The sequence below is a fragment of the Cryobacterium sp. RTC2.1 genome, assembly GCF_035018685.1.
Classification (GTDB): Bacteria; Actinomycetota; Actinomycetes; order Actinomycetales; family Microbacteriaceae; genus Cryobacterium; species Cryobacterium glucosi.
Genome location: NZ_JASJXJ010000014.1, coordinates 1 through 26,395 on the forward strand (window position 1 = coordinate 1; position 26,395 = coordinate 26,395).

General features: G+C 68.4%; 22 protein-coding genes. 13 read left to right on the forward strand and 9 right to left on the reverse strand.

Annotated features, from left to right (window positions below):
* Positions 1-260: 260 nt before the first annotated feature.
* The 4 genes from QN357_RS03405 to QN357_RS03420 are packed head-to-tail and all read right to left on the reverse strand — an operon-like array spanning position 261 to position 4,413.
* Complete coding sequence (locus tag QN357_RS03405) at positions 261-1,043, reverse strand: ABC transporter ATP-binding protein (RefSeq protein WP_134449934.1); 783 nt, start codon at positions 1,041-1,043, stop codon at positions 261-263.
* Positions 1,044-1,045: 2 nt separating this feature from the next.
* Positions 1,046-2,041 (reverse strand): ABC transporter ATP-binding protein, encoded by a 996-nt coding sequence (locus QN357_RS03410; RefSeq protein WP_134449935.1) that lies wholly within the window; start codon positions 2,039-2,041, stop codon positions 1,046-1,048.
* Positions 2,031-3,020 carry a branched-chain amino acid ABC transporter permease gene (locus QN357_RS03415; protein ID WP_134449936.1) on the reverse strand — a complete coding sequence of 330 codons (990 nt, stop codon included), beginning with the start codon at positions 3,018-3,020 and terminating at the stop codon, positions 2,031-2,033. The genes QN357_RS03410 and QN357_RS03415 overlap by 11 nt, the downstream gene beginning before the upstream one ends.
* Positions 3,021-3,033: 13 nt before the next feature.
* Positions 3,034-4,413, reverse strand: coding sequence for a branched-chain amino acid ABC transporter permease (locus QN357_RS03420; protein ID WP_134449937.1), 1,380 nt, complete (start codon positions 4,411-4,413; stop codon positions 3,034-3,036).
* Positions 4,414-4,677: 264 nt separating this feature from the next.
* Between QN357_RS03420 and guaB the strand changes: the two genes are divergently transcribed.
* Positions 4,678-6,180 carry an IMP dehydrogenase gene (gene guaB, locus QN357_RS03425; RefSeq protein ID WP_134449938.1) on the forward strand — a complete coding sequence of 501 codons (1,503 nt, stop codon included), beginning with the start codon at positions 4,678-4,680 and terminating at the stop codon, positions 6,178-6,180.
* Positions 6,181-6,321: 141 nt separating this feature from the next.
* Here guaB and QN357_RS03430 read toward each other — a convergent pair whose 3' ends face one another.
* The 3 genes from QN357_RS03430 to QN357_RS03440 form a co-directional block, all read right to left on the reverse strand.
* A complete protein-coding gene (locus QN357_RS03430) occupies positions 6,322-7,464 on the reverse strand; it encodes a MalY/PatB family protein (RefSeq protein ID WP_323504547.1) in 1,143 nt (380 codons plus the stop codon).
* Between the two features lie 137 nt (positions 7,465-7,601).
* Positions 7,602-9,521 (reverse strand): clostripain-related cysteine peptidase, encoded by a 1,920-nt coding sequence (locus QN357_RS03435; RefSeq protein ID WP_323504548.1) that lies wholly within the window; start codon positions 9,519-9,521, stop codon positions 7,602-7,604.
* A 56-nt stretch (positions 9,522-9,577) separates the two neighbouring features.
* Positions 9,578-10,270, reverse strand: coding sequence for a hypothetical protein (locus tag QN357_RS03440; protein WP_323504549.1), 693 nt, complete (start codon positions 10,268-10,270; stop codon positions 9,578-9,580).
* A 106-nt stretch (positions 10,271-10,376) separates the two neighbouring features.
* On the opposite strand from QN357_RS03440, the gene QN357_RS03445 reads away from it, so the two are divergent.
* The 9 genes from QN357_RS03445 (at position 10,377) to QN357_RS03485 (ending at position 20,025) form a co-directional block, all read left to right on the forward strand.
* Positions 10,377-11,495, forward strand: a complete 1,119-nt coding sequence (locus QN357_RS03445) for a GuaB3 family IMP dehydrogenase-related protein (RefSeq protein ID WP_323504550.1) — start codon at positions 10,377-10,379, stop codon at positions 11,493-11,495.
* Positions 11,496-11,534: 39 nt separating this feature from the next.
* Positions 11,535-13,295, forward strand: a complete 1,761-nt coding sequence (locus QN357_RS03450; RefSeq protein WP_134449943.1) for a glycerol-3-phosphate dehydrogenase/oxidase — start codon at positions 11,535-11,537, stop codon at positions 13,293-13,295.
* Positions 13,296-13,380: 85 nt separating this feature from the next.
* Positions 13,381-13,908: a cation:proton antiporter regulatory subunit gene (locus tag QN357_RS03455; RefSeq protein WP_134449944.1), complete on the forward strand. Its 528-nt coding sequence runs from the start codon at positions 13,381-13,383 to the stop codon at positions 13,906-13,908.
* A 3-nt stretch (positions 13,909-13,911) separates the two neighbouring features.
* Complete coding sequence (locus QN357_RS03460; protein WP_323504551.1) at positions 13,912-15,651, forward strand: cation:proton antiporter; 1,740 nt, start codon at positions 13,912-13,914, stop codon at positions 15,649-15,651.
* 5 nt (positions 15,652-15,656) lie between these two features.
* Complete coding sequence (locus tag QN357_RS03465; protein WP_323504552.1) at positions 15,657-16,439, forward strand: SURF1 family cytochrome oxidase biogenesis protein; 783 nt, start codon at positions 15,657-15,659, stop codon at positions 16,437-16,439.
* 9 nt (positions 16,440-16,448) lie between these two features.
* Positions 16,449-16,883 carry a DUF3817 domain-containing protein gene (locus tag QN357_RS03470; RefSeq protein ID WP_134449946.1) on the forward strand — a complete coding sequence of 145 codons (435 nt, stop codon included), beginning with the start codon at positions 16,449-16,451 and terminating at the stop codon, positions 16,881-16,883.
* Positions 16,880-18,499: a glutamine-hydrolyzing GMP synthase gene (guaA, locus tag QN357_RS03475; RefSeq protein ID WP_323504553.1), complete on the forward strand. Its 1,620-nt coding sequence runs from the start codon at positions 16,880-16,882 to the stop codon at positions 18,497-18,499. The genes QN357_RS03470 and guaA overlap by 4 nt, the downstream gene beginning before the upstream one ends.
* A gap of 317 nt (positions 18,500-18,816) precedes the next feature.
* On the forward strand, positions 18,817-19,212 hold the full coding sequence (locus QN357_RS03480; protein ID WP_134559037.1) for a hypothetical protein: 396 nt from the start codon (positions 18,817-18,819) through the stop codon (positions 19,210-19,212).
* Between the two features lie 150 nt (positions 19,213-19,362).
* Complete coding sequence (locus tag QN357_RS03485) at positions 19,363-20,025, forward strand: response regulator transcription factor (protein ID WP_323504554.1); 663 nt, start codon at positions 19,363-19,365, stop codon at positions 20,023-20,025.
* Positions 20,026-20,145: 120 nt separating this feature from the next.
* Here QN357_RS03485 and QN357_RS03490 read toward each other — a convergent pair whose 3' ends face one another.
* Positions 20,146-20,952 (reverse strand): Bax inhibitor-1/YccA family membrane protein, encoded by an 807-nt coding sequence (locus QN357_RS03490; protein WP_134449950.1) that lies wholly within the window; start codon positions 20,950-20,952, stop codon positions 20,146-20,148.
* Between the two features lie 77 nt (positions 20,953-21,029).
* Positions 21,030-21,605 carry a hypothetical protein gene (locus QN357_RS03495; protein ID WP_323504555.1) on the reverse strand — a complete coding sequence of 192 codons (576 nt, stop codon included), beginning with the start codon at positions 21,603-21,605 and terminating at the stop codon, positions 21,030-21,032.
* A gap of 36 nt (positions 21,606-21,641) precedes the next feature.
* Between QN357_RS03495 and QN357_RS03500 the strand changes: the two genes are divergently transcribed.
* The 3 genes from QN357_RS03500 to QN357_RS03510 all read left to right on the forward strand — a co-directional run bounded on the left by QN357_RS03500 (position 21,642) and on the right by QN357_RS03510 (position 26,317).
* A complete protein-coding gene (locus tag QN357_RS03500; protein WP_323504556.1) occupies positions 21,642-22,670 on the forward strand; it encodes a glycerophosphodiester phosphodiesterase family protein in 1,029 nt (342 codons plus the stop codon).
* 114 nt (positions 22,671-22,784) lie between these two features.
* Positions 22,785-25,265 carry an ATP-dependent helicase gene (locus QN357_RS03505; protein ID WP_323504567.1) on the forward strand — a complete coding sequence of 827 codons (2,481 nt, stop codon included), beginning with the start codon at positions 22,785-22,787 and terminating at the stop codon, positions 25,263-25,265.
* On the forward strand, positions 25,265-26,317 hold the full coding sequence (locus QN357_RS03510; RefSeq protein WP_323504557.1) for an FUSC family protein: 1,053 nt from the start codon (positions 25,265-25,267) through the stop codon (positions 26,315-26,317). Before QN357_RS03505 ends, QN357_RS03510 begins: the two co-directional genes overlap by 1 nt.
* Positions 26,318-26,395 lie beyond the last annotated feature (78 nt).

Sequence of the window (26,395 nt, forward strand, 5' to 3'; positions counted from 1 at the left end):
CTCTTTCGCTGAGGTGTCGCAGATCGACGTTCGCCGACCCCGTGAACCTCGATGTGCGACCCCTCAGCGAGGTTTCCAGCCGCACCGGCGCCGGTTTCGGCAGCCCGCGCCCGCCGTTGCGGGAGCGCCTGAGCAGACGGGCGCAGCGGCGGATGTCGCCGGGGACGCGAAAAGGCCCGTACCGGCCCCCAGGGGGCTGGCACGGGCCTCTCGGCAGTGCGGGCGGGTCAGAAGACCGGGTCAGACCGGGTCAGACCGGGTCAGGCGATGCTGACGGGCTTCTCGTCCTTCTCAGCGTCGACGTCCTTGGCGAGGGTGCCGAGGTAGAGCTCGATGACCTTGGGGTCGTCGGCGAGCTCGCGGCCGGTGCCTGTGTAGGCATTGCGGCCCTGGTCGAGCACGTACCCGCGGTCGCAGATCTGCAGGCAGCGGCGGGCGTTCTGCTCGACCATCACGATCGTGACGCCGGTCTTGTTGATGCGGCGGGTACGGATGAAGGTCTCGTCCTGGCGCACCGGGGAGAGGCCGGCGGACGGCTCGTCGAGGAGCAGTACGGACGGGTCCATCATGAGCGCACGCGCCATCGCGACCGACTGGCGTTCCCCGCCGGAGAGCGAACCGGCTCGCTGGTTGCGGCGGTCGGCGAGGGCGGGGAACAGGTCGAAGATCGCGTCGAGGCGTTCGACGAGCAGTTTGGGCCGCAGGTACAGGCCCATCTGCAGGTTCTCCTCGATCGTGAGGGAGGGGAACACGTTGTTGTTCTGGGGGACGAAGCCGACGCCGGCCTGCACGAGGCGGTTCGCCTTGAAACCGGTGATGTCTTCGCCCTTGAGCGTGACGTTGCCGCTGCGGACGGACACCAGTCCGAACAGTGCCTTGAGCAGCGTGGACTTGCCTGCGCCGTTCGGGCCGATGATTCCGATGAGCTCACCGGGGTAGACATCCAGGTTGCAGCCGTTGAGGATATTGACCCCGGGAACATAGCCGGCGACGAGATCCGTCGCCTGCAGGACCGGAGCGGGAGAGCCTGTGGGTACAACCATGACTACGCGTCGCCTTCCGTGCGGTTTTCGAGTTCGACCTCTTTGGCCAGTTCCTCCGCGACTTCGTCCGTGAGGAGCGAGTCGTCGCCGAGGTCGGTGTCGTGGTGCGCGCCGAGGTAGGCGTCGATCACGGCCTGGTCGTCCATGACGGTGGCCGACGGGCCCTCCGCAACAACCTTGCCCTCGGCCATCACGACGACCCAGTCGGAGATGTGCCGCACCATGTGCATGTCGTGCTCGACGAACAGGACGGTCATGCCCTCGTCGCGGAGAGACTTGATGTGCCCGAGCAGCGACTGGGTGAGTGCGGGGTTGACCCCGGCCATCGGCTCGTCGAGCATGATCATGGTCGGTTCGCTCATGAGCGCCCGCGCCATCTCGAGGAGCTTCTTCTGGCCGCCGGAGAGGCTCCCGGCCATGTCGTTCTTCTTCTCGAGCAGCTTGAATCGCTGCAGGAGGTCCTCGGCCTGCGCCGTGATCTCCCGTTCGCGCGCGGCCCAGAGCGGCTTGATCACCGCGGCGAAGAGGTTTTCGCCTGGCTGGTCCTTCGCGCCGAGGAGCATGTTCTCGAGCACGGTGAGCCTGCTGAGCGCCTTGGTGAGCTGGAAAGTGCGCACCATGCCGCGCTGGGCGACCTTCGCCGCACCCATGTTGTTGACCGAACGCCCGTTGAACATCGAGCGGGCGGCCTGGTCGGACTTCGGCCCGCCGATGAGGCGCGGGGCGGAGCTCGGCTTGTCGAAGCCCGTGATCAGGTTGAAGAACGTGGTCTTGCCCGCGCCGTTCGGGCCGATCAGGGCCGTGATGATTCCGCGCTGTACCTCGAGGTGCGGCACGTTGACGGCGGTCATGCCGCCGAACTGGCGCACGATGTTGTCGACGACCAGGATCGGGTCGGGCTTGGGGACGCCGGGAAGGGGGGAGACGGCGGCGACGCTCGCGGTTGCGGCTGCCGCAGCGGCTGTCGGGGCGACGGTGACTCCGAGATCAGTTGACATTGAAGCTCAGCTCCTTCTTGTTACCGAGTACACCCTGGGGTCTGAAGATGACCACGAGCATGAGCACCACACCGATCAGGATCCAGGAGAACTGTTCGGCCTGCTGGCCGTTCATGATGCTGTCCGGCACGAACTGGCCGGCGACACCCTGCACGAACAGGCGCAGGGCGAAGAAGATGATCGAGCCGAGCACGGGCCCGAACACGGTAGCGGCGCCGCCGAGCAGCAGTGCGGTCCACACGAAGAACGTCATCGAGCGTCCCATGCTGTCCGCCTGAACGGATGCCGGCAGCACGTAGATGATGCCGCCGAGCGCTCCGATGGTGCCGCCGAGGATGAGCGCCTGCATCTTGTAGCTGTAGACGTTCTTGCCGAGGCTGCGGATCGCATCCTCGTCTTCCCGGATGCCGCGGAGTACGCGACCCCACGGGCTGCGCATCAGCAGGAACACGAAGAGGCAGAGGATCCCGACGATGGACCACGCGACCAGGCGGATCCACCAGCCGTTGGAGCCGGTGTTGTCGTAGGTGAACGGGCCGAGGGTGGTCTGGCCGTCGCCGAGGAAGGAGAGGTCGGTGAACGGGCCTCGGTAGCTCTGGCCGGTGAGACCGTTCGAGCCGCCGGTGATGTCGGTGAGGAGCGACGAGCGCCCGATCATCCGCACGATCTCTGCGGCCGAGATCGTGACGATCGCGAGGTAGTCACCGCGCAGCTTCAGCGTCGGAACGCCGAGGATGAGTGCGAAGACCGCCGCGGCGACGAGTGCGATCAGCACGGCGGGGAACAGCGGGATCCCGGCGACGATGGAGATGGCGAAGGCGTATGCGCCGACGAGCATGAACCCGGCCTGGCCCATGTTGAGCAGGCCGGTGTAGCCGAAGTGGATGTTGAGCCCGATGGCTGCGATGGCGAGTGCCGCCGTCGATGGCGAGAAGGCGGAGGCGGCAATCGCCGTCAGGGTCGTCAGAAATTCATTCACGGTCTTGTCCTTCCTAACCGATGCGCTCTCGGCGCCCGAAAATGCCTTGTGGCCTGACGAGCAGGACGAGGATGAGAATGAGCAGTGCCGTGGCGTACTTGAAGTCGCCGGGGAGCACGAGGTTCGTGAGCTCGACGACCATGCCGATGATCATCGCGCCGGCGAGGGCGCCGAACGCGGTGCCGAGGCCGCCGAGGGTGACCGCGGCGAACATCAGCAGCAGCAGCTGCAGGCCGGTCTGCCAGTTCACGCCATTGAGCACGAGGCCGAGCATGACGCCGGCGAGACCGGCGAGTCCGGCGGAGGCCGTCCAGACCAGGCGGATGATGGCGTCGACGTCGATCCCGGAGGCCGCGGCGAGCGAGGGGTTGTCCGAAACAGCGCGGGTGGCCCGGCCGATCCGGGACCGGAGCAGGAACAGCCCGACGAGGATGATGACCGCAACGGCGATGCCCATCGCCCAGAGCGACTGAACCGAGAGGGTGATCGGGCCGATTTCGACGGTGACCGGGTTGGCCTTGTCGATCCGGACGGTCTTGGCCCCGATGAAGAACTGGAACGCGTACTGCAGCGCGATCGAGAGGCCGATGGTCACGATCATCAGCTGGGTGTTCGGCAGGCCGCGCTTGCGCAGTGGCTTCCAGATCAGCGCATCCTGGAAGTACCCGGTCGCCGCGCAGACCGCGACGGTGAGGAAGGCGGCGAGGAAGAGGTTGAGACCGAGCTGGTTGGCGAGCACGAATGCCAGCAGGCCGCCGAGGGTCACCTGCTCGCCGTGGGCGAAGTTGCTCAGCCCGGTCGTCCCGTAGATCAGCGAGAGGCCGACGGAGGCGAGGGCGAGCAGCAACCCGAGGCGGATGCCCGACGCGGCCTGCTGGAGGAAGCGCTCCCACGTGACGGAGCCGGTCGTCGCGGAGTCACCCGTCGACGGGGCAGAGGTCGAGAGGCCGGTGCTTTCCCCGCTGACCAGCTTGAAGATGGTGCCGGCGTTGCGACCCAGGCCGCCATTGACGGTTGCCGGGTTGGCGATGCTCGGGTCGAGGGTGTTCCCGCTCGGCAGGCTCGTGGTGTCGAGGGTGACGGTTGAGGGGCCTGCGACCGTGATGGCCACGCCCCACTTGCCCGCGGCATCCGTCACGAGGTTCTCGGTCGTGTCACCGTTCGTGACCGTGAGCCTCACGCCGACGGCGGGGTCGCCGTTGCCCTGCTTGATCGTGCCCTGGATACAGCCTGTTGTGGCATTGGCCACACACGCCGTAGTCGGGACGGCCGTCGCCGCGGAAGCACTCGTCGCGCCGAGGCCCATCAGGCCCAGACTGGCGACTCCGATGAGCAGGAGACCGGCGAGCATCCGCCGGGACGACAGGAGGCCTGCCGTACGTGTTCGCTGCATGAATGGTGTCAAAACGTAACCTCCGTGAACGGGCGGGGCCTCGGGGTGGTCGAGGGGAAAAAACTCGGGTGAACCGGCCCCTGCCAACTTCTTCGTCGACAGTACGTCCCGATTATGTCGCAAATGTTTCGGAGTGGACCTCGGAATCGTTTCCGTCCTCAAGGAATGCGCGCGCGGAGAAGTCGCTTAACATTGGGGAACCGGTCGTTTCCACGAATTCCCGGACTCTTCTGTTATTTCTCTGCACCAGCAAAAAGGGGTTTCATGGATCAGCCAGATCCGTTCGGTTTCACCGGGCTTACCTACGACGACGTCCTGCTCCTGCCAGGCCACACCGACGTCATTCCCAGTGAAGCAGTGACAATGTCGCGGTTGACCCGGAGAATCAGCGTCGCGACGCCCCTGCTTTCGAGCGCCATGGACACGGTCACCGAGACCAGGATGGCCATCGCCATGGCCCGCGAAGGGGGGCTCGGTGTCCTGCACCGCAACCTGTCGATCGCGGACCAGGCCGAACAGGTCGATCTCGTCAAACGCAGCGAATCCGGGATGATTACCAATCCGGTAACAACTTCGCCGGAGGCCACCGTCGCGGACGTCGACGCCCTCTGCCGGCAGTTCCGGATCAGCGGACTCCCCGTCGTCGACGGAGACGGCGTGCTCGTCGGCATCATCACGAACCGCGATATGCGCTTCGTCACGGCCACCCAGAAGCACACGATGCGGGTGCGCGAGGTGATGACGCGGATGCCGCTCATCACCGGCAAGGTCGGCATGGCGCCGATGGACGCGGTGGCCATCTTCGCCACCCACAAGATCGAGAAGCTTCCCCTCGTCGACGACGCCGGCCGGCTCACCGGCCTGATCACCGTCAAGGACTTCGACAAGAGCGAGGAATACCCGCACGCGACGAAGGACGACGCCGGTCGGCTGCGCGTCGGCGCGGCCATCGGCTTCTTCGGCGACGCGTGGCAGCGCGCGACCGCGCTGCTCGACGCGGGGGTCGACGTGCTCGTCGTCGACACCGCCAACGGCGACAGCGCCGGCGTGCTCGAGATCATCCGCCGGCTCAAGACCGACCCGGCCTTCGCGGCCGTTGACGTCATCGGCGGCAACGTCGCCACCAGGAGCGGCGCCCAGGCGCTCATCGACGCGGGCGCGGACGCGATCAAGGTCGGCGTCGGCCCTGGCTCCATCTGCACGACCCGCATCGTCGCCGGCGTCGGCGTCCCCCAGATCACGGCGGTCTACCAGGCCTCCCTCGCCGCGCGTGAGACCGGGATCCCGGTCATCGCCGACGGCGGACTGCAGTACTCCGGTGACATCGCCAAGGCGCTCGTCGCCGGCGCGGACACCGTCATGCTCGGCTCGCTCCTCGCCGGCTGTGACGAGAGCCCGGGAGAGCTCGTTTTCGTCAACGGCAAGCAGTTCAAGACCTACCGCGGCATGGGCTCGCTCGGCGCGCTGCAGACCCGCGGAAACAAGACCTCCTATTCGAAGGACCGCTACTTCCAGTCGGACGTCCCCTCCGACGACAAGCTCATCCCCGAGGGCATCGAGGGGCAGGTTCCGTACCGCGGTCCGGTATCCGCCGTCGCGTACCAGCTCATCGGCGGCCTCCGCCAGTCGATGTTCTACGTCGGGGCGCGCACGATCGACGAGCTCAAGCAGAAGGGTAAGTTCGTGCGGATCACCTCCGCCGGGCTCAAGGAATCGCACCCGCACGACGTGCAGATCGTGGTCGAGGCTCCGAACTACCGTCGCTGACCCTCTTGTCCCCGAACCAATTCGACGGAGTTTTTGGCTTTTTTGTGCGTGAGAGCGCGTTTTCGGGCCCGAATCGCGAAAATCTCCGTCGAATTGGTTGGGGCGGGCGGCGGATGCCGCGGCGTGGGGCCGGTGCTCGGCTCAGGTCGCCGCGGCGATCCGCGAGACGGCCTCGCTGAGCACATCGGGTGAGCAGCCGAAGTTGAGCCGGGCGAAACCGGCGCCCGGAGTGCCGAAGAGCAAGCCTGGCAGCAGCGCGACCTTCGCACGCTCGAGGGCGACCGCTGCCGGGTCGTCGCCCCAGCCGAGCGAGCGCAGGTCCAGCCAGGCCAGATAGCCCGCGCGCGGCTGCTCGTAGCCGACCCCGCGGAGATGCGCGTCGAGGAGCCCGGCCAGCAGTCCCCGGTTCGCCTCGAGCGCGGCGAGCGCGCCGTCGAGCCACGGGCCACCGTCGCGGAATGCCACGGTGCTCGCGAGCAGCCCGAGGTGGCCGGTGCGCTCGCGGATGCCGGGCGGCAGGGCGGAGGTGAGCAGGCGCATCCGCTCGGAGGCGGTGACGATGAGAGCGCAGGTGAGCCCGGCGAGGTTCCAGGCCGTGCTCGCGCTCGTGACGCAGACGCCGTGCTGGGCCGCGGCAGGGGACACCGTGAGGTACGGGGTGAAACTCTCGGCGCTGTAGGCGAGCGGTGCGTTCACCTCGTCGCTGACCACGAAGGCCCCGTACCGGTCGGCGAGTTCGGCGAGGGCTGTGAGGTCCTCGATGCCGTGCGGGTGGCCGAGCGGGTTCTGCGGATTGCAGAGCAGTACGGCGCGGGCGCCCCGGCGGAGCGCGGCTTCGAGGCCGTCGAGGTCGAGCGTCCAGCCGGTCTGGCCGTGCAGGAGTGGCACGTCGACGACCAGGCCGCCCGCCTCGGGCACGAGGTCGAAGAACGGCGGGTAGACCGGGGGAGTGATCACGACCTCGTCGCCTGGCTCGAGGATCATCCGCAGCACCTCGACGACGGCCGAACCCACTTCGTTCGTCGCGACCACCTGCCCGGGGTCGACCGGCCAGCCCCAGCGGCGGGCGGCGAAGGCGGCGAACGCCTGGGCGAGCGGCTCAGCGGATGCCGCGTAGCCGGTGTCGCTCCGGCGCACGGCCTCGAACAGGGCGTCCCTGATCGGCTCGGCGAGCGGGTAGTCGAGTTCGGCGACGAAAAGGGGCAGCACGTCGTCGGGAAAAGCCCGCCACTTGAGGCTCGTGCGTTCGCGCAGCAGGGACAACGGTTCGGCTTCAACGTCCATGACAGCAGCTTGCACCTCCTGTGCCGTAGGCGCACCCGTTGATTGCCTCGCTGAGGTGTCGCATATCGAGGTTCGCGGGCGCCACGAACGTCGATCTGCGACACCTCACGAAAGCGGGGGCGCGCGGGGCGCGCGGGTCAGGGGACGGTCGCGGTGCCGCTCGCGGTGGCGCTGTTGCCGCCGAAGTCGGTCACGGTCAGGTCGACCCGCAACCGGCTGCCCGAGGGGAGCCTGGCGAAGGAGTAGTGCAGGGCAGGGAGGTCGGCGTAGAGGCCGTAGTCGCTCGTGCCGACCCAGCTCTCGGTGCCGTCGCCCTGCACGTTGAGCCGCTCGGGCACGATGATGCCGTCCGGGTCCGCGGTGAGCTCGCCGTAGCTGCCGAGCTTGTCGTCGTAGGCGAAGTAGGTCTCGTTGAGGATGTCTCCGCTCGCGCCGTCGAGGGTGAGGCTCAGGAGCACGTCCTGGTAGGTCTCTCCCGCGACGTCACCGGGAGAGTAATACGCCATCGGCACGTCGATCGTGACGGAGCCGGACCCCGCCGTGGCAGTGCCCGTGTCGACGCCGAGCTGCGCGTATGCGGGCGTCGTGTCGGTGCCGTCGGCCAGGGTGAGCTGGGTGAGGTCGTACCCGCCATGCACCCGGCCAGACCCGCCCGCGTCCACCGTCGCCGGCCGCTCGCCGAGGTAGGTGACCGAGCCGTCTGCCTCGATGAGGCCGTACCGGACGGATGCGCTCGCCGCGTTCCCGAGCCCGGCAGGGTCGAGCGCGGCGCTGATGCTCAGTCCGTCCGCGCCGAAGGAGACCTCGGCGTCACCCCCGGTGAACCGGGTCTTCTGGTCGCCGGGGATCGCACCGCCGGCGGCGTAATAAGAGGTCAGGAAGTCGAGCCAGCCACCTGCGGTGCCGAGTGCACGGTAGTCCTCTGCGAAATAGGCCTTCTGGGGCGGGAAGTAGATCGACAGACCGGTGGCGCCCGCGGTGGACTGGCCGTCGACCTTGTCGACCACCGCCGAACTGATCGCCCGTACGAGCGCATCGGCAGCGTCGGCTTCCGCGGTGTCGCCCTGCCCGATCTCGCCGGCGAGGAGGCCGAGGTCGGTCATGAACGAGTCCTCGGCCGGATCGGGGCTGCGCCCGAAGCCGAGGGTGCTCGCGAGGGTTCGGCCCACAACGGGAGCGAGACCGGCCCCGCGCCCGACCAGGCTGCTGCTGAACGAGGCGAGGGCGGCATCCACCGCGGGCAGCTTGCCGAGGTCGATCAGGGACAGGGTGATCTCGGCCGCGTCGCCCTCGGTTTCGGCCTGGGAGGAGAACCCCTGGATCAGCGCGGAGCCGAGCTCGTCGACGGCGGCGCCCGCGGCGGCCGTCTCGAGGGCCGTGTAGTTCCAGCCGTGACCCGGCTCGAGCTCCTGGGAGGCGAGCAAGCGGTCCGCGCGCGGGGCCAGGGTGCTTGCGACCTCGTAGGTCGCCATCAGACAGGCGTCGAAGCCGAGCAGGTCGAGCTTCGACACACCGGCCGCGCTCAGGCCGCTGCCGATGGCGTCGTTCAGTTCGGCGAGGCTCAGCGAATCTCCGTCGGCCGATTCGTCCCCGCCGACGCCCGGCCAGGATGCGCCGTGATCGGAGATGATCACGGCGTAGTGCTCCGCGGGGTACGCGCTGATGCCGCGGGTGATGAAGTCGGAGAGCACGGCGGGGTCGCCGGTGTCCACGGGGCCGAGGTCGTCCATCACCTCTGCGCCGCCGGGCAGGACGTGCAGGAGCTTCCCGCCGGTCCAGTCGGGCTGGCCGAGCACGGGTTCTGAGCTGTAGTCCGCCGAACGGTCGACGAGGGCGACGAGATTGAGGCCGTCGTGTGAACCGACCTCACCCATCTCGCCGAGGTCGGCCATCATGAACGGCTCGAGGTCGGTGTCGGCGATTGAGTAGGTGAGAACGGTCCAGCTGCCGGCGGCCGGGCCCTCGCCGCTGTTCGGCTCGACCGGGCTGTCCGTCGTGCACGCGGCCAGGCCGACGACCAGGGCCAGTGCGGCCAGCGCCGCGACAGGCCTGCGCACCGGTCGTGCTGCTCGTGCCGCTCCTTGTGCTTGTGCCGTTCGCACAGCTTGCCCCGCTACAGGCCGAGGTAGGGGATCATCGCGGTCAGCGCGGCCGCCACGACGAAGATCACCACGCCGGTCGACATCAGCACGAGCTGCACCTTGAACTGGCGCACGAGGGCGGCGATGCCGAGCAGGAACAGCGAGATCGACATCAGGACGGTGTTCAGGGTGAGCCGGTCACTGAAGCTGTTGTACACGTCGCCCTGGCTGATCGTCGCGACCGACTTCGCCTGCGTCTCGGAGTAGCCGCCGAAGAGGGTGCTCTGGTATTCCTCGTCGTCGAGCGGGCTGTGGTAGACCGTGGCGTCTGCCGTGTTCTCGGCGTCGGCCCGGGCGATGGCCGCGGCGAAGTCCGTCGAGACCGCCTGGAAGGTCAGGGTGTCGTACTTGCCCGTCGCGTCTGCGGCGATCGCGGCATCCGTGCTGTCCTTCTCGATGTCGAGCTCGGCGAGGCGGTTCCAGACCTGGGTGTCCTCGAGGAATTGCTGGTTGGCCTCGAGATAGAGCGACTCCGCCTCGGTGGACTGCGTCGAACCCTTGGTGTACGCACCGGCCATCTGGCTGTCGTAGAGCGCCGCCTGGAAGGAGGCATAGGCCGTTGCGATGGAGACGAGGCCGAGGAGGACCGCGATCACGAGCTCCAGGTTGCTGAACATCAGGTTGAGGCGGGGCTTTGCGGACTCGGTGGGCGTTTCGGACGACATCGGGTGCTCCTGGTGCATCGGGCAGGTTTGCGGGCCTCACCTGCGGGATTTGCGCCAGCCTAGCGGTTCACACCCTCCGGTTACGGGCTGCGCCTAAGCTGGGGGTATGGAAATCGAGATCGGCCGCTCCAAGCGCGCTCGCCGCGCGTACGCCTTTGACGACATCGCTGTCGTGCCCAGTCGGCGCACCCGCGATCCCGAAGACGTGAATGTCAGCTGGACGATCGACGCGTACGAATTCGCGATCCCGTTCCTCGCAGCCCCGATGGACTCCGTGGTCTCCCCGACCACGGCGATCATGATGGGCCAGCTCGGCGGCATCGGCGTGCTCGACCTCGAGGGCCTCTGGACCCGCTACGACGACCCGGAACCGCTCCTCGCCGAGATCCGCGAACTTCCGGCCGACCGCGCGACCGCCCGCATGCAGGAGATCTACTCCGAACCGATCAAACCGGCCCTCGTCACCGAGCGGCTCGCCCAGATCCGCGCCGCCGGGGTCACCGTCGCCGGAGCGCTCTCCCCGCAGCGCACCCAGGAACTCTACGAAACCGTCGTCGCCGCCGGCGTCGACCTCTTCGTCATCCGCGGCACCACGGTGTCCGCCGAGCACGTCTCGCTCAACCAGGAGCCGCTCAACCTCAAGAAGTTCATCTACGAGCTCGACGTACCCGTCATCGTCGGCGGTGCGGCCACATACACGGCGGCCCTGCACCTGATGCGCACCGGCGCTGCCGGCGTGCTCGTCGGCTTCGGCGGCGGCGCGGCGTCGACCACCCGGGCCTCGCTCGGCATCCACGCCCCGATGGCCACGGCCGTCGCCGACGTCGCCGGCGCTCGCCGCGACTACCTCGACGAATCCGGCGGACGCTATGTGCACGTCATCGCCGACGGCGGCCTCAGCACCTCCGGCGACATCGTCAAGGCGCTCGCCTGCGGCGCGGACGCCGTTATGCTCGGCACCACCCTGGCCAGGGCGACGGATGCCCCCGGCGGCGGATTCCACTGGGGCGCCGAGGTGCACCACCCGCAGCTGCCCCGCGGCAAGCGGGTCGAGGTCGGCACCGTCGCCCCGCTCGAGACCATCCTGTACGGCCCGACGCCGATCGCCGACGGCACCGCCAACCTCGTCGGCGCCCTGCGCCGGTCGATGGCGACCACCGGTTATTCGACCCTCAAGGAATTCCAGCGCGTCGAGGTGGTTGTCGCGCCGTACCGAACGAACTAGCGTCGAGGTACGCACCACCACCTCGATGGGAGTACGCACATGGCAACAGGGAATTCGGTCACGCGGTCGAACAAGCTGGGACCGGCGGAACGCGCCGCGGCCATTGAGAGGCTGAAATCCAAGGAGGTCGACATCCTCGTCGTCGGCGGCGGGATCGTCGGCGCGGGCAGCGCCCTCGACGCCGTCACCCGCGGACTGAGCGTCGGCATTCTCGAGGCACGGGACTGGGCCAGCGGAACGTCGAGCCGGTCGTCCAAGCTCGTGCACGGCGGCATCCGCTATCTCGAGCAGCTCGACTTTCGCCTCGTTCGGGAAGCGCTCACGGAACGCGGACTGCTCCTGCAGCGCATCGCCCCGCACCTGGTCAAGCCCGTGCGCTTCCTGTACCCGTTGAAGAAGCGGGTCACCGAGCGCTTCTATGTGGGTGCGGGCATGCTGCTCTACGACATCTTCTCGTACACCGGTGGCCGGCCGCCCGGCGTCCCGCACCACCGGCACCTGTCCAAGCGCCAGGTGATGGGCATGATCCCGAGCCTCGACGCCGACGCGACGGTCGGCGGTATCACCTACTACGACGCGCAGGTCGATGACGCCCTGTACACGGCGTCGCTCGTGCGCACCGCCTCGTTCTACGGCGCCCACGCGGCGAGCCGGGTGCGGGTCGAGGGCTTCATCAAGGTCGGCGAGCGGGTCGTGGGCGTGCGCGCGCACGACCTCGAGACCGGCGAACGCTTCGAGGTGCGCGCGAAGCAGGTCGTCAACGCGACAGGCGTCTGGACCGACGACACCCAGCGGATGGTCGGCGAACGCGGCACCTTCAAGGTGCGCGCGAGCAAGGGCATCCACCTCGTCGTGCCGCGCGACCGGTTCCAGTCGGCGATGGGGCTGCTGCTGCGCACGGAGAAGAGCGTGCTCTTCGTGATCCCGTGGGGCAGGCACTGGCTCATCGGCACCACCGACACCGACTGGCACCTCGACAAGGCGCACCCTGCGGCGACGGCCGCCGACATCGACTACCTGCTCGAGCACGTCAATTCGGTGCTGCGGGTGCCGCTGACCCGCGAGGACGTCGAGGGCGTCTACGCCGGTCTCCGGCCGCTGCTCGCCGGGGAGTCGGAGCAGACCTCGAAACTGTCCCGCGAACACCTGGTCGGGCACTCCGTTCCCGGTCTCGTCGTGATCGCCGGCGGAAAGTGGACCACATACCGGATCATGGCGAAGGACGCCATCGACGCGGCCGTTGACGCCCTCGACGGGAAGATCGCCCCGTCAACGACGCACGAGATCCCGCTGCTCGGTGCGGAGGGGTACAAGGCCGCGTGGAACAAGCGCACCCGCATCGCGACGGCATTCGGGCTGCACACCGTGCGGGTCGAGCACCTGCTCAACCGGTACGGTACCCTCACCGACGAGCTGCTCGACCTCATCCGGGAGAGCCCTGAGCTGATCGAGCCGCTCCCGGGAGCCGACGACTACATCCAGGCCGAAGTCGTGTACGCGGCCGGCCACCTGGGCGCCCTCCACCTCGAGGACGTCCTGGCCCGGCGCACCCGCATCTCGATCGAGGCCTGGGATCGCGGGGTCTCCGCGGCGCCGGTCGCGGCCAGGCTGATGGCCGGCGTGCTCGGCTGGGACGCCGAACGAGAGGAACGCGAGGTCGCGGTCTACCTCAAGCGCGTCGCCGCGGAACGCGCCTCCCAGCTCGAACCCGACGACGAGTCCGCCGACCGGGTGCGCCTCGAGGCTCCCGATATCGTCCTGACCGAGCGGTCGGCGATGGGCGACTCCGTCACGCACTGACACAGGCGATACCACCACCGGGCGGGTGACGGGCGGCTTCGATAGACTAGGGCCCACTTGCCCATAATCTTCAGGAGTCGTAACCATGGTTGACGTTCGGCGGGTCAAGCTTCCCGGAGTGGGTGTGCTGCACACCTTCATCACCGATGACGGCGGCAAGGTCGGCGTCATCGCCCACCGCTCCGGGCACAGCGACCTCATCACCTTCGCGGACGACGAGGGCGGCCCAGACGCGAGCAAGGTCTCCCTCCGCCTCAATGAAGACGAGGCGCACACCCTCGCCGAACTCCTCGGCGGCACCCAGATCACCGAGTCGCTCACCGCGCTCGACCAGATCCCCGGTCTCAGCATCGACTGGTTCACGGTCGACTACGAGGATCACATCGCCGGCCAGACCCTCGGCAACCCCGCCGACCGCGGCATCGCCGGCCTCACGGTCGTCGCCGTCGTGCGCGGCGAGTCCGCCAACCCGGCACCGGCCCAGGACTTCCGGGTCTTCCCCGGCGACACCCTCGTCGTCGCAGGATCCCCGGAGAAGGTCGCCAAGGCCTTCACGTTCTTCCGCACCGGTGAACTCAAGGCCAAGACCGTCGACGCGCCCCCCGGGGGCTAACCAATGAACCTTGGCACGGACCTGATCACACTCGGCATCCTGCTGGTCGTGGCTTATGTGCTCGGGCGCGCCGCAAAACTGATCGGCCTGCCGTCCATCCCGATCTACATGATCGTCGGCCTGCTCGCGAGCCCGTACACCCACTGGTTCCCGCTCGACTTCCACTCCGCAGACATCGAGCTCATCGCCGTCTTCGGGCTCATCCTGCTCCTGTTCAGCCTTGGCCTCGAGTTCGACCAGGAGGAGTTCTTCAACGACGCCGGGAAACTGCTGCTCTCCGGCGGCTCCTACGTCGTGATCAACATGGGCATCGGGTTCGCCTTCGGGGTGATGGTCGGCTGGGGCACCCGGGAGGCCCTCGTCATTGCCGGGATGACCGGCACCTCCTCGAGCGCGATCATCACCAAGCTCCTGATCGAGCTGCGCCGGCTCGCCAACAAGGAGACGCCGATGATCCTCGGCGTGACCGTGGTCGGCGACATCTTCATCGCGGTGTACCTGTCGATCGTCTCGGTCGTGCTGAGCGGCAAGACCGAGATCTGGCCGATCGTGCTGCAACTGAGCATCGCGTTCCTCTTCCTCGTCGTGATGTTCTCGCTCGCCCGGTGGGGCGGACGGGTCGTGTCCCGCCTGGTCCGCACCAAGGACGACGAACTCTTCACGATCCTGTTCTTCGGGCTTGCCGTGCTCTTCGCCGGCATCGGCGAGATCATCGGAGTGACGGATGCGATCGGCGCGTTCCTGATCGGTGTCGTCCTCGGCGCGAGCACCTACCGCACCCGGCTCGAACGTGTCGCCGTCCCGTTGCGGGACATCTTCGCCGCCTTCTTCTTCCTCAACTTCGGCCTCGCGCTGCACATCGCCGAGTTCGGTTCGGTCATCCTCGTGGTGCTCGCGGCGGTGGTGATGACCTTCGTGCTCAACCTGATCTCGGGGATGCTGCTGGCCCGGTTGCACTCGATGGGAATCTCCGAGGGGCTCAACGCCGCCGCGATCCTGGTGAACCGCGGAGAGTTCACGCTCATCCTCGCGACCCTCTCGGTCGGAGCGGGTCTGAACGGGCTACTCCAGCCGTTCGCGGGCCTCTACGTGCTCACCATGGCCATCCTCGGTCCGCTCTTCGCCGCCAATTCCGAACGGCTCGGCGCCCTGCTGCCCGGACGCCGCCGGAAGCGCGCGGGCGTCCGGCCCGACCGCGACCCGATGCACGCCGAGGAGTTCCGGCTCGTCGACGCGGCGACAGCGGGCGCGCTGAGCGACCAGGACGCGCAGCGCGCCGCCGCCCACCTCGGCGACCAGCCGCTGCCGTCATCACGGCCGGAGCCGCGGAAGCGCACGGACCACGACCGCCGCGCCGACCACGACGAACGGGCGGAACAGGCCGAACGCGGCGAATACGTCAAGCACGTGGTGGATGACGGCATCGACGAACTCGACGGGCCGACACCGCTGCCTGCCTCAGTCCGACCGAACACGGCCCCGCGCCCGAGCGCACGCGTGAACCCAGACCCAGATGCCGATGACGAGACGCAGGCGCACGCACCTGCCGACGTGCACGTTCCTGCCGACTCGCACCCCGCCGCCGCCCCGGAATCGGACCGGGATTCCGGCGTCGATTCCGGCCAGGCCGCAGAGGCCGACGCAGACGCCGACCCGATGGCCGACTACGCCAAACGACTTTCGCGCACTCGCGCCCAGAGGGACAAGCCGGCACCCGACGCCGGGACAGGTGACTACCAATGATCCGCATGATGCTCCGCCCCCGCTGGATTCTCGCGCTCCTGCTCGCCCTCGCCGTCGCGGCCGGCTTCGCGGCGCTCGGGCGCTGGCAGCTCGAACGCGCCGTCGCATCCGGTGTTGTTGTCGAGAAGACCACCGAGACCGTGAAACCCCTCGCCGGCGTCGTGACTCCCGGAGGCGCCCCGCGTGACGCGGCGACCGGCCAGCTCGTCACCGTCGACGGCAGCTACGTGCCCGGCGACGAGCAGCTGATCAGCGACCGGTCCAACGACGGGACCTCCGGCTACTGGGTCGTGAGCCACTTCATCGTCGGTGCGGCAGGCACGGGGAACGGCGCGGGCGCGAGCATCGCGGTCGCCCGCGGCTGGGCTCCGGACGAGGCGACAGCCCGGTCGACGATGGAAGGCCTCGCGTCGGCCCCGGCCAACCAGGTCGTCACCCTGGCCGGCCGGTTCCTCCCGACCGAAGCCCCCGTCGTTCCCGCGGACGGCCGTGACCCGCACAGCATGACGACGGTGTCCACCGCGGCCCTGATCAACCTCTGGGCCGGCTTCGACGGCACAGCGGTCTACCCGGGCTACATCGTCGACGGGACCGCGGCATCCGGTCTCACGGGAATCGATTCGCCGGCACCCCTCACGGATGCCTCCCTCAACTGGCTGAACATCTTCTACGCCATCGAGTGGGTCGTCTTCGCCGGCTTCGCCGTGTTCCTCTGGTACCGCCTCGTCCGGGACGCCTGGGAGCGGGAGGAGGAGCTCCGCGAGGAAGCGGCGATTTCCGCCGGTTAGAATTGGCGCATGCCACTCGAACCCAAACGCGCTGATATCCCCAGCATCCCGGGGGCGTTGAAGCTCTACCAGACGTCCTCGATCATCACCGGCGTCTTCCTGCTGCTGCTCTGCGCCGAGGTCATCCTCAAGTTCGGCTTCCAGTACGAGCTCGAGCTCGGCGGCCCGTACGGGCTGCTCGTCCCGCGCGACACCGTCACCGCGTTCAACCTGAGCACCGCAATCCTGATCATGCACGGCTGGTTCTACGTGCTGTACCTGTTCGCGGACTTCCGGCTCTGGAGCCTGATGCGCTGGCCGTTCAGCCGGTTCCTGCTGATCGCCCTCGGCGGCGTGATCCCCACCCTGTCCTTCTTCCTCGAGGGTCGCGTCGCCCGCGAGGTCCGCGCCTGGCTTTCCGCCAGGGCACTTTCCGACGCCGAGGGTGCGGAGGCCCGTTCATGACTTCAGTTGCCGACCCGACCGTGGTCGTGACTCCGACGGAGGCGTCCGGCATCGACCGACCCGTGCTCGTGGTGGACTTCGGCGCCCAGTACGCCCAGCTGATCGCGCGCCGCGTGCGCGAGGCATCCGTCTACTCGGAGATCGTCGCACACTCGATCACCGCTGCGGAGGTCGCCGCGAAGAACCCGGTCGGGATCGTGCTGAGCGGAGGACCCTCGAGTGTCTACGCCGAGGGCGCCCCGACCTTCGACCCCGCGATCTTCGACCTCGGTATTCCCGTGCTCGGCATCTGCTACGGCTTCCAGGTGATGGCGACCGCCCTCGGCGGCGAGGTCGCCCACACCGGGCTCAGCGAATACGGGTCGACCCCCGTGACGGTCGCGAGCGGCGACAACGTCCTCCTCGCCGGGCAGCCGAACGAGCAGACCGTGTGGATGAGCCACGGTGACTCCGTCTCCCGCGCCCCTGCGGGCTTCGCGGTGCTCGCCTCGACCGGCTCGACCCCGGTCGCCGCGTTCGCGAACGACGAGCGCCGCCTCTACGGCGTGCAGTGGCACCCCGAGGTCAAGCACACCGAATTCGGCCAGGACGTGCTCGAGAACTTCCTGCACCGCGCAGCCGGGATTCCCGCCGACTGGAACAGCGGCAACGTCATCGCCGAACAGGTCGCGAAGATCCGCGCCCAGGTCGGCACCGGCAAGGTCATCTGCGGGCTCTCCGGCGGCGTCGACTCCGCCGTGGCCGCGGCGCTCGTGCACAAGGCCATCGGCGACCAGCTCGTCTGCGTCTTCGTCGACCACGGCCTGCTCCGCCAGGACGAACGCCGCCAGGTCGAGGAGGACTACGTCAAGGCCACCGGCGTGCGCCTCGTCACCGTGGACGTACGCGAGCAGTTCCTCGCCGCGCTCGAGGGTGTCAGCGACCCGGAGACCAAGCGCAAGATCATCGGCCGCGAATTCATCCGCACCTTCGAGCAGGCCCAGGCCGAACTCATCAGGGAGGCCGCGGAGAAGGACGGCGACCCGATCCGCTTCCTCGTCCAGGGCACCCTGTACCCCGACGTCGTCGAGTCCGGCGGCGGCAGCGGCACCGCGAACATCAAGAGCCACCACAACGTCGGCGGCCTGCCGGACGACCTGAAGTTCGAGCTCGTCGAACCGCTCCGCACCCTGTTCAAGGATGAGGTGCGTGCGATCGGCGCCGAACTGGGTCTGCCGCAGGAGATCGTGCAGCGCCAGCCGTTCCCCGGTCCAGGCCTGGGCATCCGCATCGTCGGTTCGATCACTTTCGAACGGCTCGAACTGCTGCGGCACGCGGATGCGATCGTGCGCGCCGAGCTGACCGCCGCCGGCCTCGACGGGGTCATCTGGCAGTGCCCGGTCGTGCTGCTCGCGGATGTCCGTTCCGTCGGCGTCCAGGGCGACGGCCGTACGTACGGTCACCCGATCGTGCTGCGCCCGGTCTCCTCTGAGGACGCGATGACGGCCGACTGGACCCGCCTGCCGTACGACCTGCTCGCCCGCATCTCCAACCGCATCACGAACGAAGTGGATGGCGTCAACCGCGTCGTTCTCGACGTCACGTCGAAGCCGCCGGGAACCATCGAGTGGGAGTGAGCGCTCCCCGCTGAGCGACTCCCGCTGCAGCACGAAAGAAGCACCCTCGTCGTCGAGACGAGGGTGCTTCTTTCGTAACCGGGCGAAGGCGGTGCGTTTCCGGTGCGCTCCGGGTGGCGATCAGCGGAACGTGACAGCTGTCATGGGGCAGCGGTGACAGGAGGGACTTCCGACGTCGTGGCATCCGCGTGAGGATGAGTGGGAAGCGTCGACGGGAGCCGCTTCGGCTCTCCGTCGTCTCCCGCGGAGGCCTCCTCGCGGCGGCAGCCGGCCGGGCAATCCGGTCGGGGCGTCGTCCCCGGACGAAGGTGACGCCCATGGATTCCACGGTTCCGGAAACACGCGGGTTCGATGATGAGCCGCGCTCGCCGGGCGCTGCGCCCCGGAGCGTCCCTGCCGAGGAATCCGCACCGCGGCACCGCATCCACTCTGACGGCGATGAGATCGCCGCGGAGGCCATCGTCCTGTTCCGGAACGCCGCGGCCCGGCCGCGCGTCGAAGCCGTGTACACCGGCGCGGACGGCTGGGTCGATGTGCCGGGACGCGCCGTCTTCACCCGTGCGCTCGCGGATCACTACCGGCAGGCGGGCGTCGCGATGGTCCGGTTGGCCTGGCGGTTCCGCACCCGCACCTTCTCGATGAGCCGGGCGACCGCGCGGCCCGGCGGGCCGGACGGGCAGTGGCGCGTCGAGGCTTCGTCCTCCCCGCACTGACCGCCCGGGCGTTGGTCGGGACTTCTGGGCAGATCCCCACCCCGTTCGGGGGGTTTTTCGCCGTCGGTGTTTGCTAGAGTCCATACGCGACCTTCCACTTCACAACTGCCGTGATCGCGGGCAGTCGTCCGACGTCGGGAGGGGGCAGGGATGAGCTTCGACACCACCCAGCCCGCACTTCCCGCACCGGTGAAGGCGCAGGGCTCGCGGATCCGGGTGCTGCTCGTCGAGGATCACGTCCTCCTGCGTACGGCGCTCCAGGCCGTCTTCTCGCTCGAAGCCGACATCGAGGTCGTTGCCGCGATCGGCGACGGCGTCGAGGTCCTCTCGACGGTGCGCCGGACCGCTCCCGATGTCATCGTCCTCGACATCCACCTGCCCACGATCGACGGCCTGGGGCTGTTGCCGCTGATCCAGGCCGCCGACCCGCGGGTGAAGGTGCTGCTGCTCGCGAGCCATCCGCGCCCCGGTGACGTCCGCCGCGCCATCCGGGGCGGCGTGGACGGCTTCCAGCACACGGACCTCGCCTCAGAGCGCCTGATCGCGGTCATCCGGAAGATCCGGGCCGGCGAACGCGTAATCGACCCGCAGCTCGCGATCAACGCGATGATGCACGGAGAATCACCGCTCACCGCGCGGGAGACCGAGGTCCTTTTCCTCGCGGCGGGGGGACGGAGTGCCCCAGAGGTCGCACGCGCCCTGCACCTGAGCCCTGGGGCCGTCCGGAACTACCTCTCGGCGGCATCCGCCAAGCTCGGGGCGAGCAACCGGTCAGAGGCGATCCGCATTGCGACAGACAAGGGCTGGATCTGAGCCGGCCTCCGGCTCTGCGACCCCTGCCTTAACGACGTGAAGTCGGAGATCTTCCTGGCGAAAATCTCCGACTTCACAGTGTGTGCGGCGAGGTCCTGCTCTCGCCAGGGTGCGAGCGAGCTAGTTTCGCGAGATCGCGAAGAGGCGGAGCAGCTCGACGTAGAGCCAGACGACAGTCACCATGATGCCGAACGCGCCGGACCAGCCGTACTTGCGGGCGACCCGGTTGTTGACGCCACGCTGGATGAAGTCGAAGTCGAGCACGAGGGAGTACGCGGCCATGAGCACCGCGAGGATTCCGATCGCGACGCCGAGCGGGATGCCGAAGATCTTCACGTTGCTGCTGAGGCCGAACGGGCTGTCGACGGCGCCGAAGGCGACGAGGCCGAAGTTGAGCATCGAGAACACGAAGTAGCCGACCATCGCGATCAGGAAGACCTTGGTCGCGCGCTTCGAGGCGCGGATCTTGCCGCTTGCGAACAGCGCGAGGGTCACACCGACGACCACGAGGGTCGCGAGCACGGCCTGGACGACGACGCCAGGGTAGATGGCCTCGAAGATGTACGAGATACCGCCGACGAAGAGGCCTTCCGCTGCGGCGTACGCGAGGATCAGGCCCGGTGACGGCTCCTTCTTGAAGGCGTTGACCAGGCCGAGCACGAGGCCGGCGATCATGCCGAGGAACGGCAGGAACGGCATCGTGGGAGTGAGCAGCCAGCTGGCCGCTGCTGCGACGAGCAGAAGGGCGAAGCTCAGCGTGGTCTTCACGATGGTGTCTTCGTAGGTCATCCGGCCGGTGTCCTGCGAGCCTGCGGACGGCGCTTCGTAGATGCGCTGCAGGTCAGCTTCGGTCAGGCCGTTCGCTGCCGCGGATCCTTGTGCGGCAAAGGCGGGATTGCGCGAGAATGCGGGGTTTGAGGATGCCATGTTCCTAAGATCTCAATCAGCTCGGGTATTGTCAACGCCGGGGATCCGGCACTACGCCGGTGGGCGTTTCTGAGAGTCTATTCAGCCCTGCTGGGCGTCTGCCTTGTAGATCCTGAGGGGTTGTCCCCGGTGTCGCCTGTTCCGGCCGTTTCGCCGGCCGGCGGCGGATTGAGCCGCGCCCAGCGTCGCCGTGCGAGAGCGCGGGCTACCCACGCCGCGGCGATCACGGTCACCGAACCGGCCACGTCTCCGACCCAGTTCTGCGACGAGTTGTGCAGCGACAGCTTGAGGGCGAAGCTCACGACGACGGGGGCGAGCAGCACGAGGTAGCTGATCCCCGGCCGGTGCCGCACGAACAGCCAGCACGCGAGGAGTACGGCGAACGCGCCGGTGAAATCGGGGCCGGCCAGGAGCGTGAGCGCGGCGATTTCCGCGGGGAGGATCACCAGCAGTCGCCGCCAGAGTGCCCCGGGCAGCGCGAGCCAGCCGAGCAGCTGCACGGCGGGCCCGATGGCGAGGAAGAAGAGACTGTAGGTGCTCGTGAGGTTCGTCGCGGCAACGCCGAGCGCGATCGCAGAGACTCCGAGCGTGAGGCGGGCGCGATACACCGCCGGCGTGTGGCGCCGGGTGTCGGGTTCCCTCCAGAGTGTCATGGCTTCGAGTCTGCCAGCAGCGCGTATGGTCAGGGAATGCAACCGATCGTGATCGGTCACCGCGGGGCGAGCGGTTACCGGCCGGAGCACACCCGCGGCGCCTATGAGCTCGCGGTTGCCCTCGGTGCGGACGCGGTCGAACCCGACGTCGTCGTCACCCGCGACGGCGTGCTCATCGTGCGTCACGAGAACGAGATCTCCGCGACGACGGATGTTGCGGCCCATCCCGAATTCGCCGCTCGCCGCACCCGGAAGGTCATTGACGGCATCCGCATGACGGGCTGGTTCACCGAGGACTTCACCTGGGCCGAGCTGCGCACCCTGCGAGCTCGCGAACGGCTGCCGGCACTCCGCAAGGCCAGTGCGTCCTTCGACGGCCGATTCCCGCTGCTGCGGTTGCGCGACGTGTTCAAGCTCATGGACCGGGTGTCCAGCCGGGCGAGGCGCCCGGTCGGCGTCGTCGCCGAGATCAAGCACGCGAGCTATTTCGAGTCGATCGGCCTCCCTGTCGACGAACTCTTCGCCGCCGAGGTGAACACTGCCGGCTGGAACGCCGGTGACGGGCGGCTCACGATCGAGAGTTTCGAACGCACCCTGCTCGACCAGGTCTACGCACGCGGCATCTATGGGAAACGGGTCTTCCTGCTCGAGGCGACGGGGAAACCGGCCGACCAGGTGCGCCTGCTCGGCCGCTCGGCCCCCGACTACGCGGACTACCTGACCGACCAGGGCCTCTACGGGCTGAGCGGTCTCGTCGACGGCGTCAGCGTGCCGAAGTCGCTCGTCCTCGAGATCGGGGCGGACGGACACGTCACGGGAGCTTCCGATCTCGTCGACGCCGCCCACGCCGCCAACCTCGAGATCTACTGCTGGACCCTGCGCCCGGAGAACGTGTTCCTTGCGAAGACCTTCCAGCGCGGGCGGTTCCGCGCCGACTTCGGCGACTGGCAGACCGAGTTCCGCACCATCATGGGCACCGGGATCGACGGGGTCTTCGCCGACCACCCCGACCTCGCCGTGGCGGTCCGTGACGAACTCGCCGCAGAGGCCCGCGAAGACCGCTGACCCGGGCGGCCGCCGGTCGACGTGCCTCCGGTCGACGTGCTGCCGGCAACGCCGGCATGTGGCCGGGTGCCCCTGCCGGTGTCAGGGGCACCGCTTAGACTTGGAGGCGAGATGATGACGCCCTTCGACCCGGACAACACCCCCGCACGCACTTCTTCGGCAACGCCGATAATCCTGGACGGCTATGGCGACGGCTACGGTCCCGGCCGCCCCGATGGCGAGCCCGGCCAGCGGCGGAGTCCCCTGCTCGACGGGCTCAACCCGCAGCAGCTCGAAGCCGTCGAGTACCGCGGGCCGTCCCTCCTCATCATCGCGGGTGCGGGCAGTGGCAAGACGAGCGTGCTGACCCGCCGCATCGCGAGCCTGCTCGAGACCCGGGAGGCCTACCCGAGCCAGATCCTCGCGATCACCTTCACGAACAAGGCCGCCGCCGAGATGCGCGAGCGGGTCAAGGTCCTCCTCGGCGAGGGTTCAGAGGGCATGTGGATCTCGACCTTCCACTCCTCGTGCGTCCGCATCCTGCGTCGCGAGGCCGAGAGCGCCGGCCTCTCCTCGAGCTTCAGCATCTACGACTCCGCGGACACCAAGGTCACCCTCAAGCGCATCATCAAGTCGCTCGACGCCGACACGTACGGATTCACGCCCGGCAACGCCGCCGCGAAGATCTCCAAGCTCAAGAACGAGCTCGCCGACGTCGATTCCTACGCCCGCAACGCCAACCTCAGTGACCCGCAGGAGGTCATGTTCATCGAGATCTTCCGCCAGTACACGCAGCGCCTGCGTGCGGCGAACGCTCTCGACTTCGACGACCTGATCGGCGAGACGGTCTACCTGTTCCGCGCCTTCCCGCGCGTCGCCGCAACCTACCGGCGGCGCTTCCGGCATATCCTCGTCGACGAATACCAGGACACCAACCACGCCCAGTACTCGCTCGTGCGCGAACTCACGCTACCCGTCACCGCAGAGCTCGCCGACGAGCTCGAGGCGACCGGCGTGCACGTGCGCAACCTGCGCGAGCCGAGTGGCGGCATCCCCGGTGCCTCCCTCACCGTCGTCGGCGACTCCGACCAGTCCATCTACGCCTTCCGCGGCGCCGACACCCGCAACATCAGTGAATTCGAACGGGACTTCCCCGGCACGAAGGTCATCCTGCTCGAGCAGAACTACCGCTCGACCCAGAACATCCTCTCGGCGGCGAACGCCGTGATCGGCCACAACTTCGACCGCAAAGACAAGAAGCTGTGGAGCGCGGGCGGCGACGGCGAGAAGATCGTCGGCTACACCGCGTACAACGGTCACGACGAGGCCCAGTTCGTCGCTGACGAGATCGAGACCCTGCACGGGGCCGGCATGGCGTACCGGGACATGGCCGTGTTCTACCGCACCAACGCCCAGACCAGGGCGCTCGAGGAGATCTTCGTCCGCGCCGCCGTGCCGTACCGCGTCGTCGGCGGCACCAAGTTCTACGAGCGCGCCGAGATCAAGGACGCGCTCGCCTACCTGATCGCGGTCGCCAACCCCGACGACGAGCTGGCCCTGCGGCGCATCCTGAACACCCCCAAGCGCGGCATCGGCCCCGCAACGGAGACCGGGCTCGGCAGCTTCGCCGAGGCCAACCAGATCACCTTCCGCGAGGCGATGCGCGATTCCGCGTCCCTCGGACTCGGCCAGAAGGTCACCGGCGCGATCCTGCAGCTGGCCGGCGTGCTCGACGAGGCCGCCCTCAAGATCGACCCGGCGTATCCCGGCGGGCCGGTGAACGTCTCCGAGCTGCTGACCTTCGTGCTCGAGGGCAGCGGGCTGCTCACCGTGCTGCGCAACAGCCGCGACCCCCAGGACGAAGCGCGGGCGGAGAACATCGAGGAACTCGTCGCCCAGACGAAGGACTTCAACCGGGAGAACCCCGACGCGGGCCTCGTCGACTTCCTCACCCAGGTCTCGCTCGTCGCGGCAGCGGACGACCTCGACGACGCCTCGGGCACCGTCTCCCTGATGACCCTGCACACCGCGAAGGGCCTCGAGTACGAAGCCGTGTTCCTGACCGGGGTCGAGGAGGGGCTGCTGCCCCACCAGATGTCGGCGAACGAGCCGGGCGGCCCCGCCGAGGAACGCCGCCTCTTCTACGTGGGCATCACCCGCGCCCGGCAGCGCCTCTACCTCTCGCTCGCGATGACCCGCGCCCAGTTCGGCGAGATCAACGTGGCCATGCCGAGTCGTTACCTCCAGGAGATCCCGGCCGCGCTGATCGACTGGAAGCAGTCGCCCGGCATGGCCAACTCCCGGAACGGCACCCAGTCGCGTGCGCTCAATCGCAGGGACGGCTTCGGCGGCGGCTTCAACTCCACCCGCAGCGGCTTCAGCGAGCTGCCGCCCGCCCCGAAGCCGAAGACCGAGTGGGCGAACGCCGTCACCCAGGTCCGCGACAACGGCGACCTCGAGCTCGCGGCCGGCGACCGGATCCGGCACTCGAGCTTCGGCGACGGGCGCGTCAACCAGGTCACCGGCGAGGGCACCAAGCGGGTCGCCCATGTCCAGTTCGATACGGCGGGCGCAAAGAAGCTCCTGATCAAGATCGCGCCGATCGAGAAGATCTAGTGTCGGAGGGACTCCTCGAACGGGTGCGTTCGCTGCGCGCGCTCGACATCGAAGTGGCCGTGCGAGCGAGCCTCGCGATGGCACTTCCACTGGTGCTCCTCGTGGTCTGGGGGCGCCTCGACTGGACCGCCTACGCGTCCTTCGGCGCGATGACGGCGCTCTACGGCCGCAACGAGCCCTACCGGCTGCGCGCCCGCACCATCAGCATCGGCGGGGGATTCCTGCTCGTGAGCATCACCCTCGCGCTCATCGTGGCCATCGCCGGTGCGAGCCTTCCCCTCCTGACCGCCGGCCTGCTGTTCGTCGTGGCCGCCGGCATCCTGATCGCCGCGACCGCCGGGCTCGTGCCCGGCACGCCGCTGTTCTTCGTGTTCGCGTTCGCGGTCTGCGCCCAGGTGCCGACGCCCGCGGCGGAATTCGGACCGCGGCTGCTCGTGGCGGTGTGCGGTGCGGTCTTCGCCTGGTTGCTGACGATGTCCGGCTGGACGCTCCGGCGGCTCTCGGGGGACCGTTCTGCCGTGCTGTTCAAAGGTCTGCCGCGGCGGCCGCGCCTCTGGCCGCGGGCCGTCACCGATCCGCAAGTCTGGCTGACGATCCTGCAGAACGTCGTGGGCGTGCTCATCGCCGGAGGTCTGGCGATCGCCGCCGGAATCGGGCACCCCTACTGGGCCGTTGTCGCCGTCGTCGCCGTGCTGCCGCCGCCCCGGGCGGCCCACTCGATCTCCCGGGCCGTGCACCGCGTGGTCGGGACCGCACTGGGCGTGGTCGTGACGGGCCTCGTGCTGTTGCCTGGGCCATCCGTCGCGTGGCTCGTGGTCGTGATCGCGGTCAGCCAGTTCGGCGCCGAGATCCTGGTCGGCAAGCACTACGGCGCCGCGCTGCTCTTCATCACCCCGCTCGCCCTCTCCGTCGTGCACCTCAGTAGTCCCGTTCCGGTGCCCGCCCTGCTCGTCGACCGCATCGTCGAGACCGCACTCGGGGCGGCGGTCGCGATCCTGCTCGTGCTGCTCTTCCGGTTCGGCTCCGGAAACCGGACCGGCGCAGCAGCATAGGCGGCAGGTGAGGCGGATTTCATAGCCGGCACATAGGCTTCCGAAAGGCTCCCCATCGGAAGCGGCCCGATGCTCGGA

Coding starts and splice junctions, on each gene's coding strand:
- QN357_RS03405 (WP_134449934.1), bottom strand. CDS start 1,043: ATGGTTGTACCCACAGGCTCTCCCGCTCCGGTCCTGCAGGCGACGGAT.
- QN357_RS03410 (WP_134449935.1), bottom strand. CDS start 2,041: ATGTCAACTGATCTCGGAGTCACCGTCGCCCCGACAGCCGCTGCGGCA.
- QN357_RS03420 (WP_134449937.1), bottom strand. CDS start 4,413: ATGCAGCGAACACGTACGGCAGGCCTCCTGTCGTCCCGGCGGATGCTC.
- guaB (WP_134449938.1), top strand. CDS start 4,678: ATGGATCAGCCAGATCCGTTCGGTTTCACCGGGCTTACCTACGACGAC.
- QN357_RS03430 (WP_323504547.1), bottom strand. CDS start 7,464: ATGGACGTTGAAGCCGAACCGTTGTCCCTGCTGCGCGAACGCACGAGC.
- QN357_RS03440 (WP_323504549.1), bottom strand. CDS start 10,270: ATGTCGTCCGAAACGCCCACCGAGTCCGCAAAGCCCCGCCTCAACCTG.
- QN357_RS03445 (WP_323504550.1), top strand. CDS start 10,377: ATGGAAATCGAGATCGGCCGCTCCAAGCGCGCTCGCCGCGCGTACGCC.
- QN357_RS03450 (WP_134449943.1), top strand. CDS start 11,535: ATGGCAACAGGGAATTCGGTCACGCGGTCGAACAAGCTGGGACCGGCG.
- QN357_RS03455 (WP_134449944.1), top strand. CDS start 13,381: ATGGTTGACGTTCGGCGGGTCAAGCTTCCCGGAGTGGGTGTGCTGCAC.
- QN357_RS03460 (WP_323504551.1), top strand. CDS start 13,912: ATGAACCTTGGCACGGACCTGATCACACTCGGCATCCTGCTGGTCGTG.
- QN357_RS03465 (WP_323504552.1), top strand. CDS start 15,657: ATGATGCTCCGCCCCCGCTGGATTCTCGCGCTCCTGCTCGCCCTCGCC.
- QN357_RS03470 (WP_134449946.1), top strand. CDS start 16,449: ATGCCACTCGAACCCAAACGCGCTGATATCCCCAGCATCCCGGGGGCG.
- guaA (WP_323504553.1), top strand. CDS start 16,880: ATGACTTCAGTTGCCGACCCGACCGTGGTCGTGACTCCGACGGAGGCG.
- QN357_RS03480 (WP_134559037.1), top strand. CDS start 18,817: ATGGATTCCACGGTTCCGGAAACACGCGGGTTCGATGATGAGCCGCGC.
- QN357_RS03485 (WP_323504554.1), top strand. CDS start 19,363: ATGAGCTTCGACACCACCCAGCCCGCACTTCCCGCACCGGTGAAGGCG.
- QN357_RS03490 (WP_134449950.1), bottom strand. CDS start 20,952: ATGGCATCCTCAAACCCCGCATTCTCGCGCAATCCCGCCTTTGCCGCA.
- QN357_RS03495 (WP_323504555.1), bottom strand. CDS start 21,605: ATGACACTCTGGAGGGAACCCGACACCCGGCGCCACACGCCGGCGGTG.
- QN357_RS03500 (WP_323504556.1), top strand. CDS start 21,642: ATGCAACCGATCGTGATCGGTCACCGCGGGGCGAGCGGTTACCGGCCG.
- QN357_RS03505 (WP_323504567.1), top strand. CDS start 22,785: ATGACGCCCTTCGACCCGGACAACACCCCCGCACGCACTTCTTCGGCA.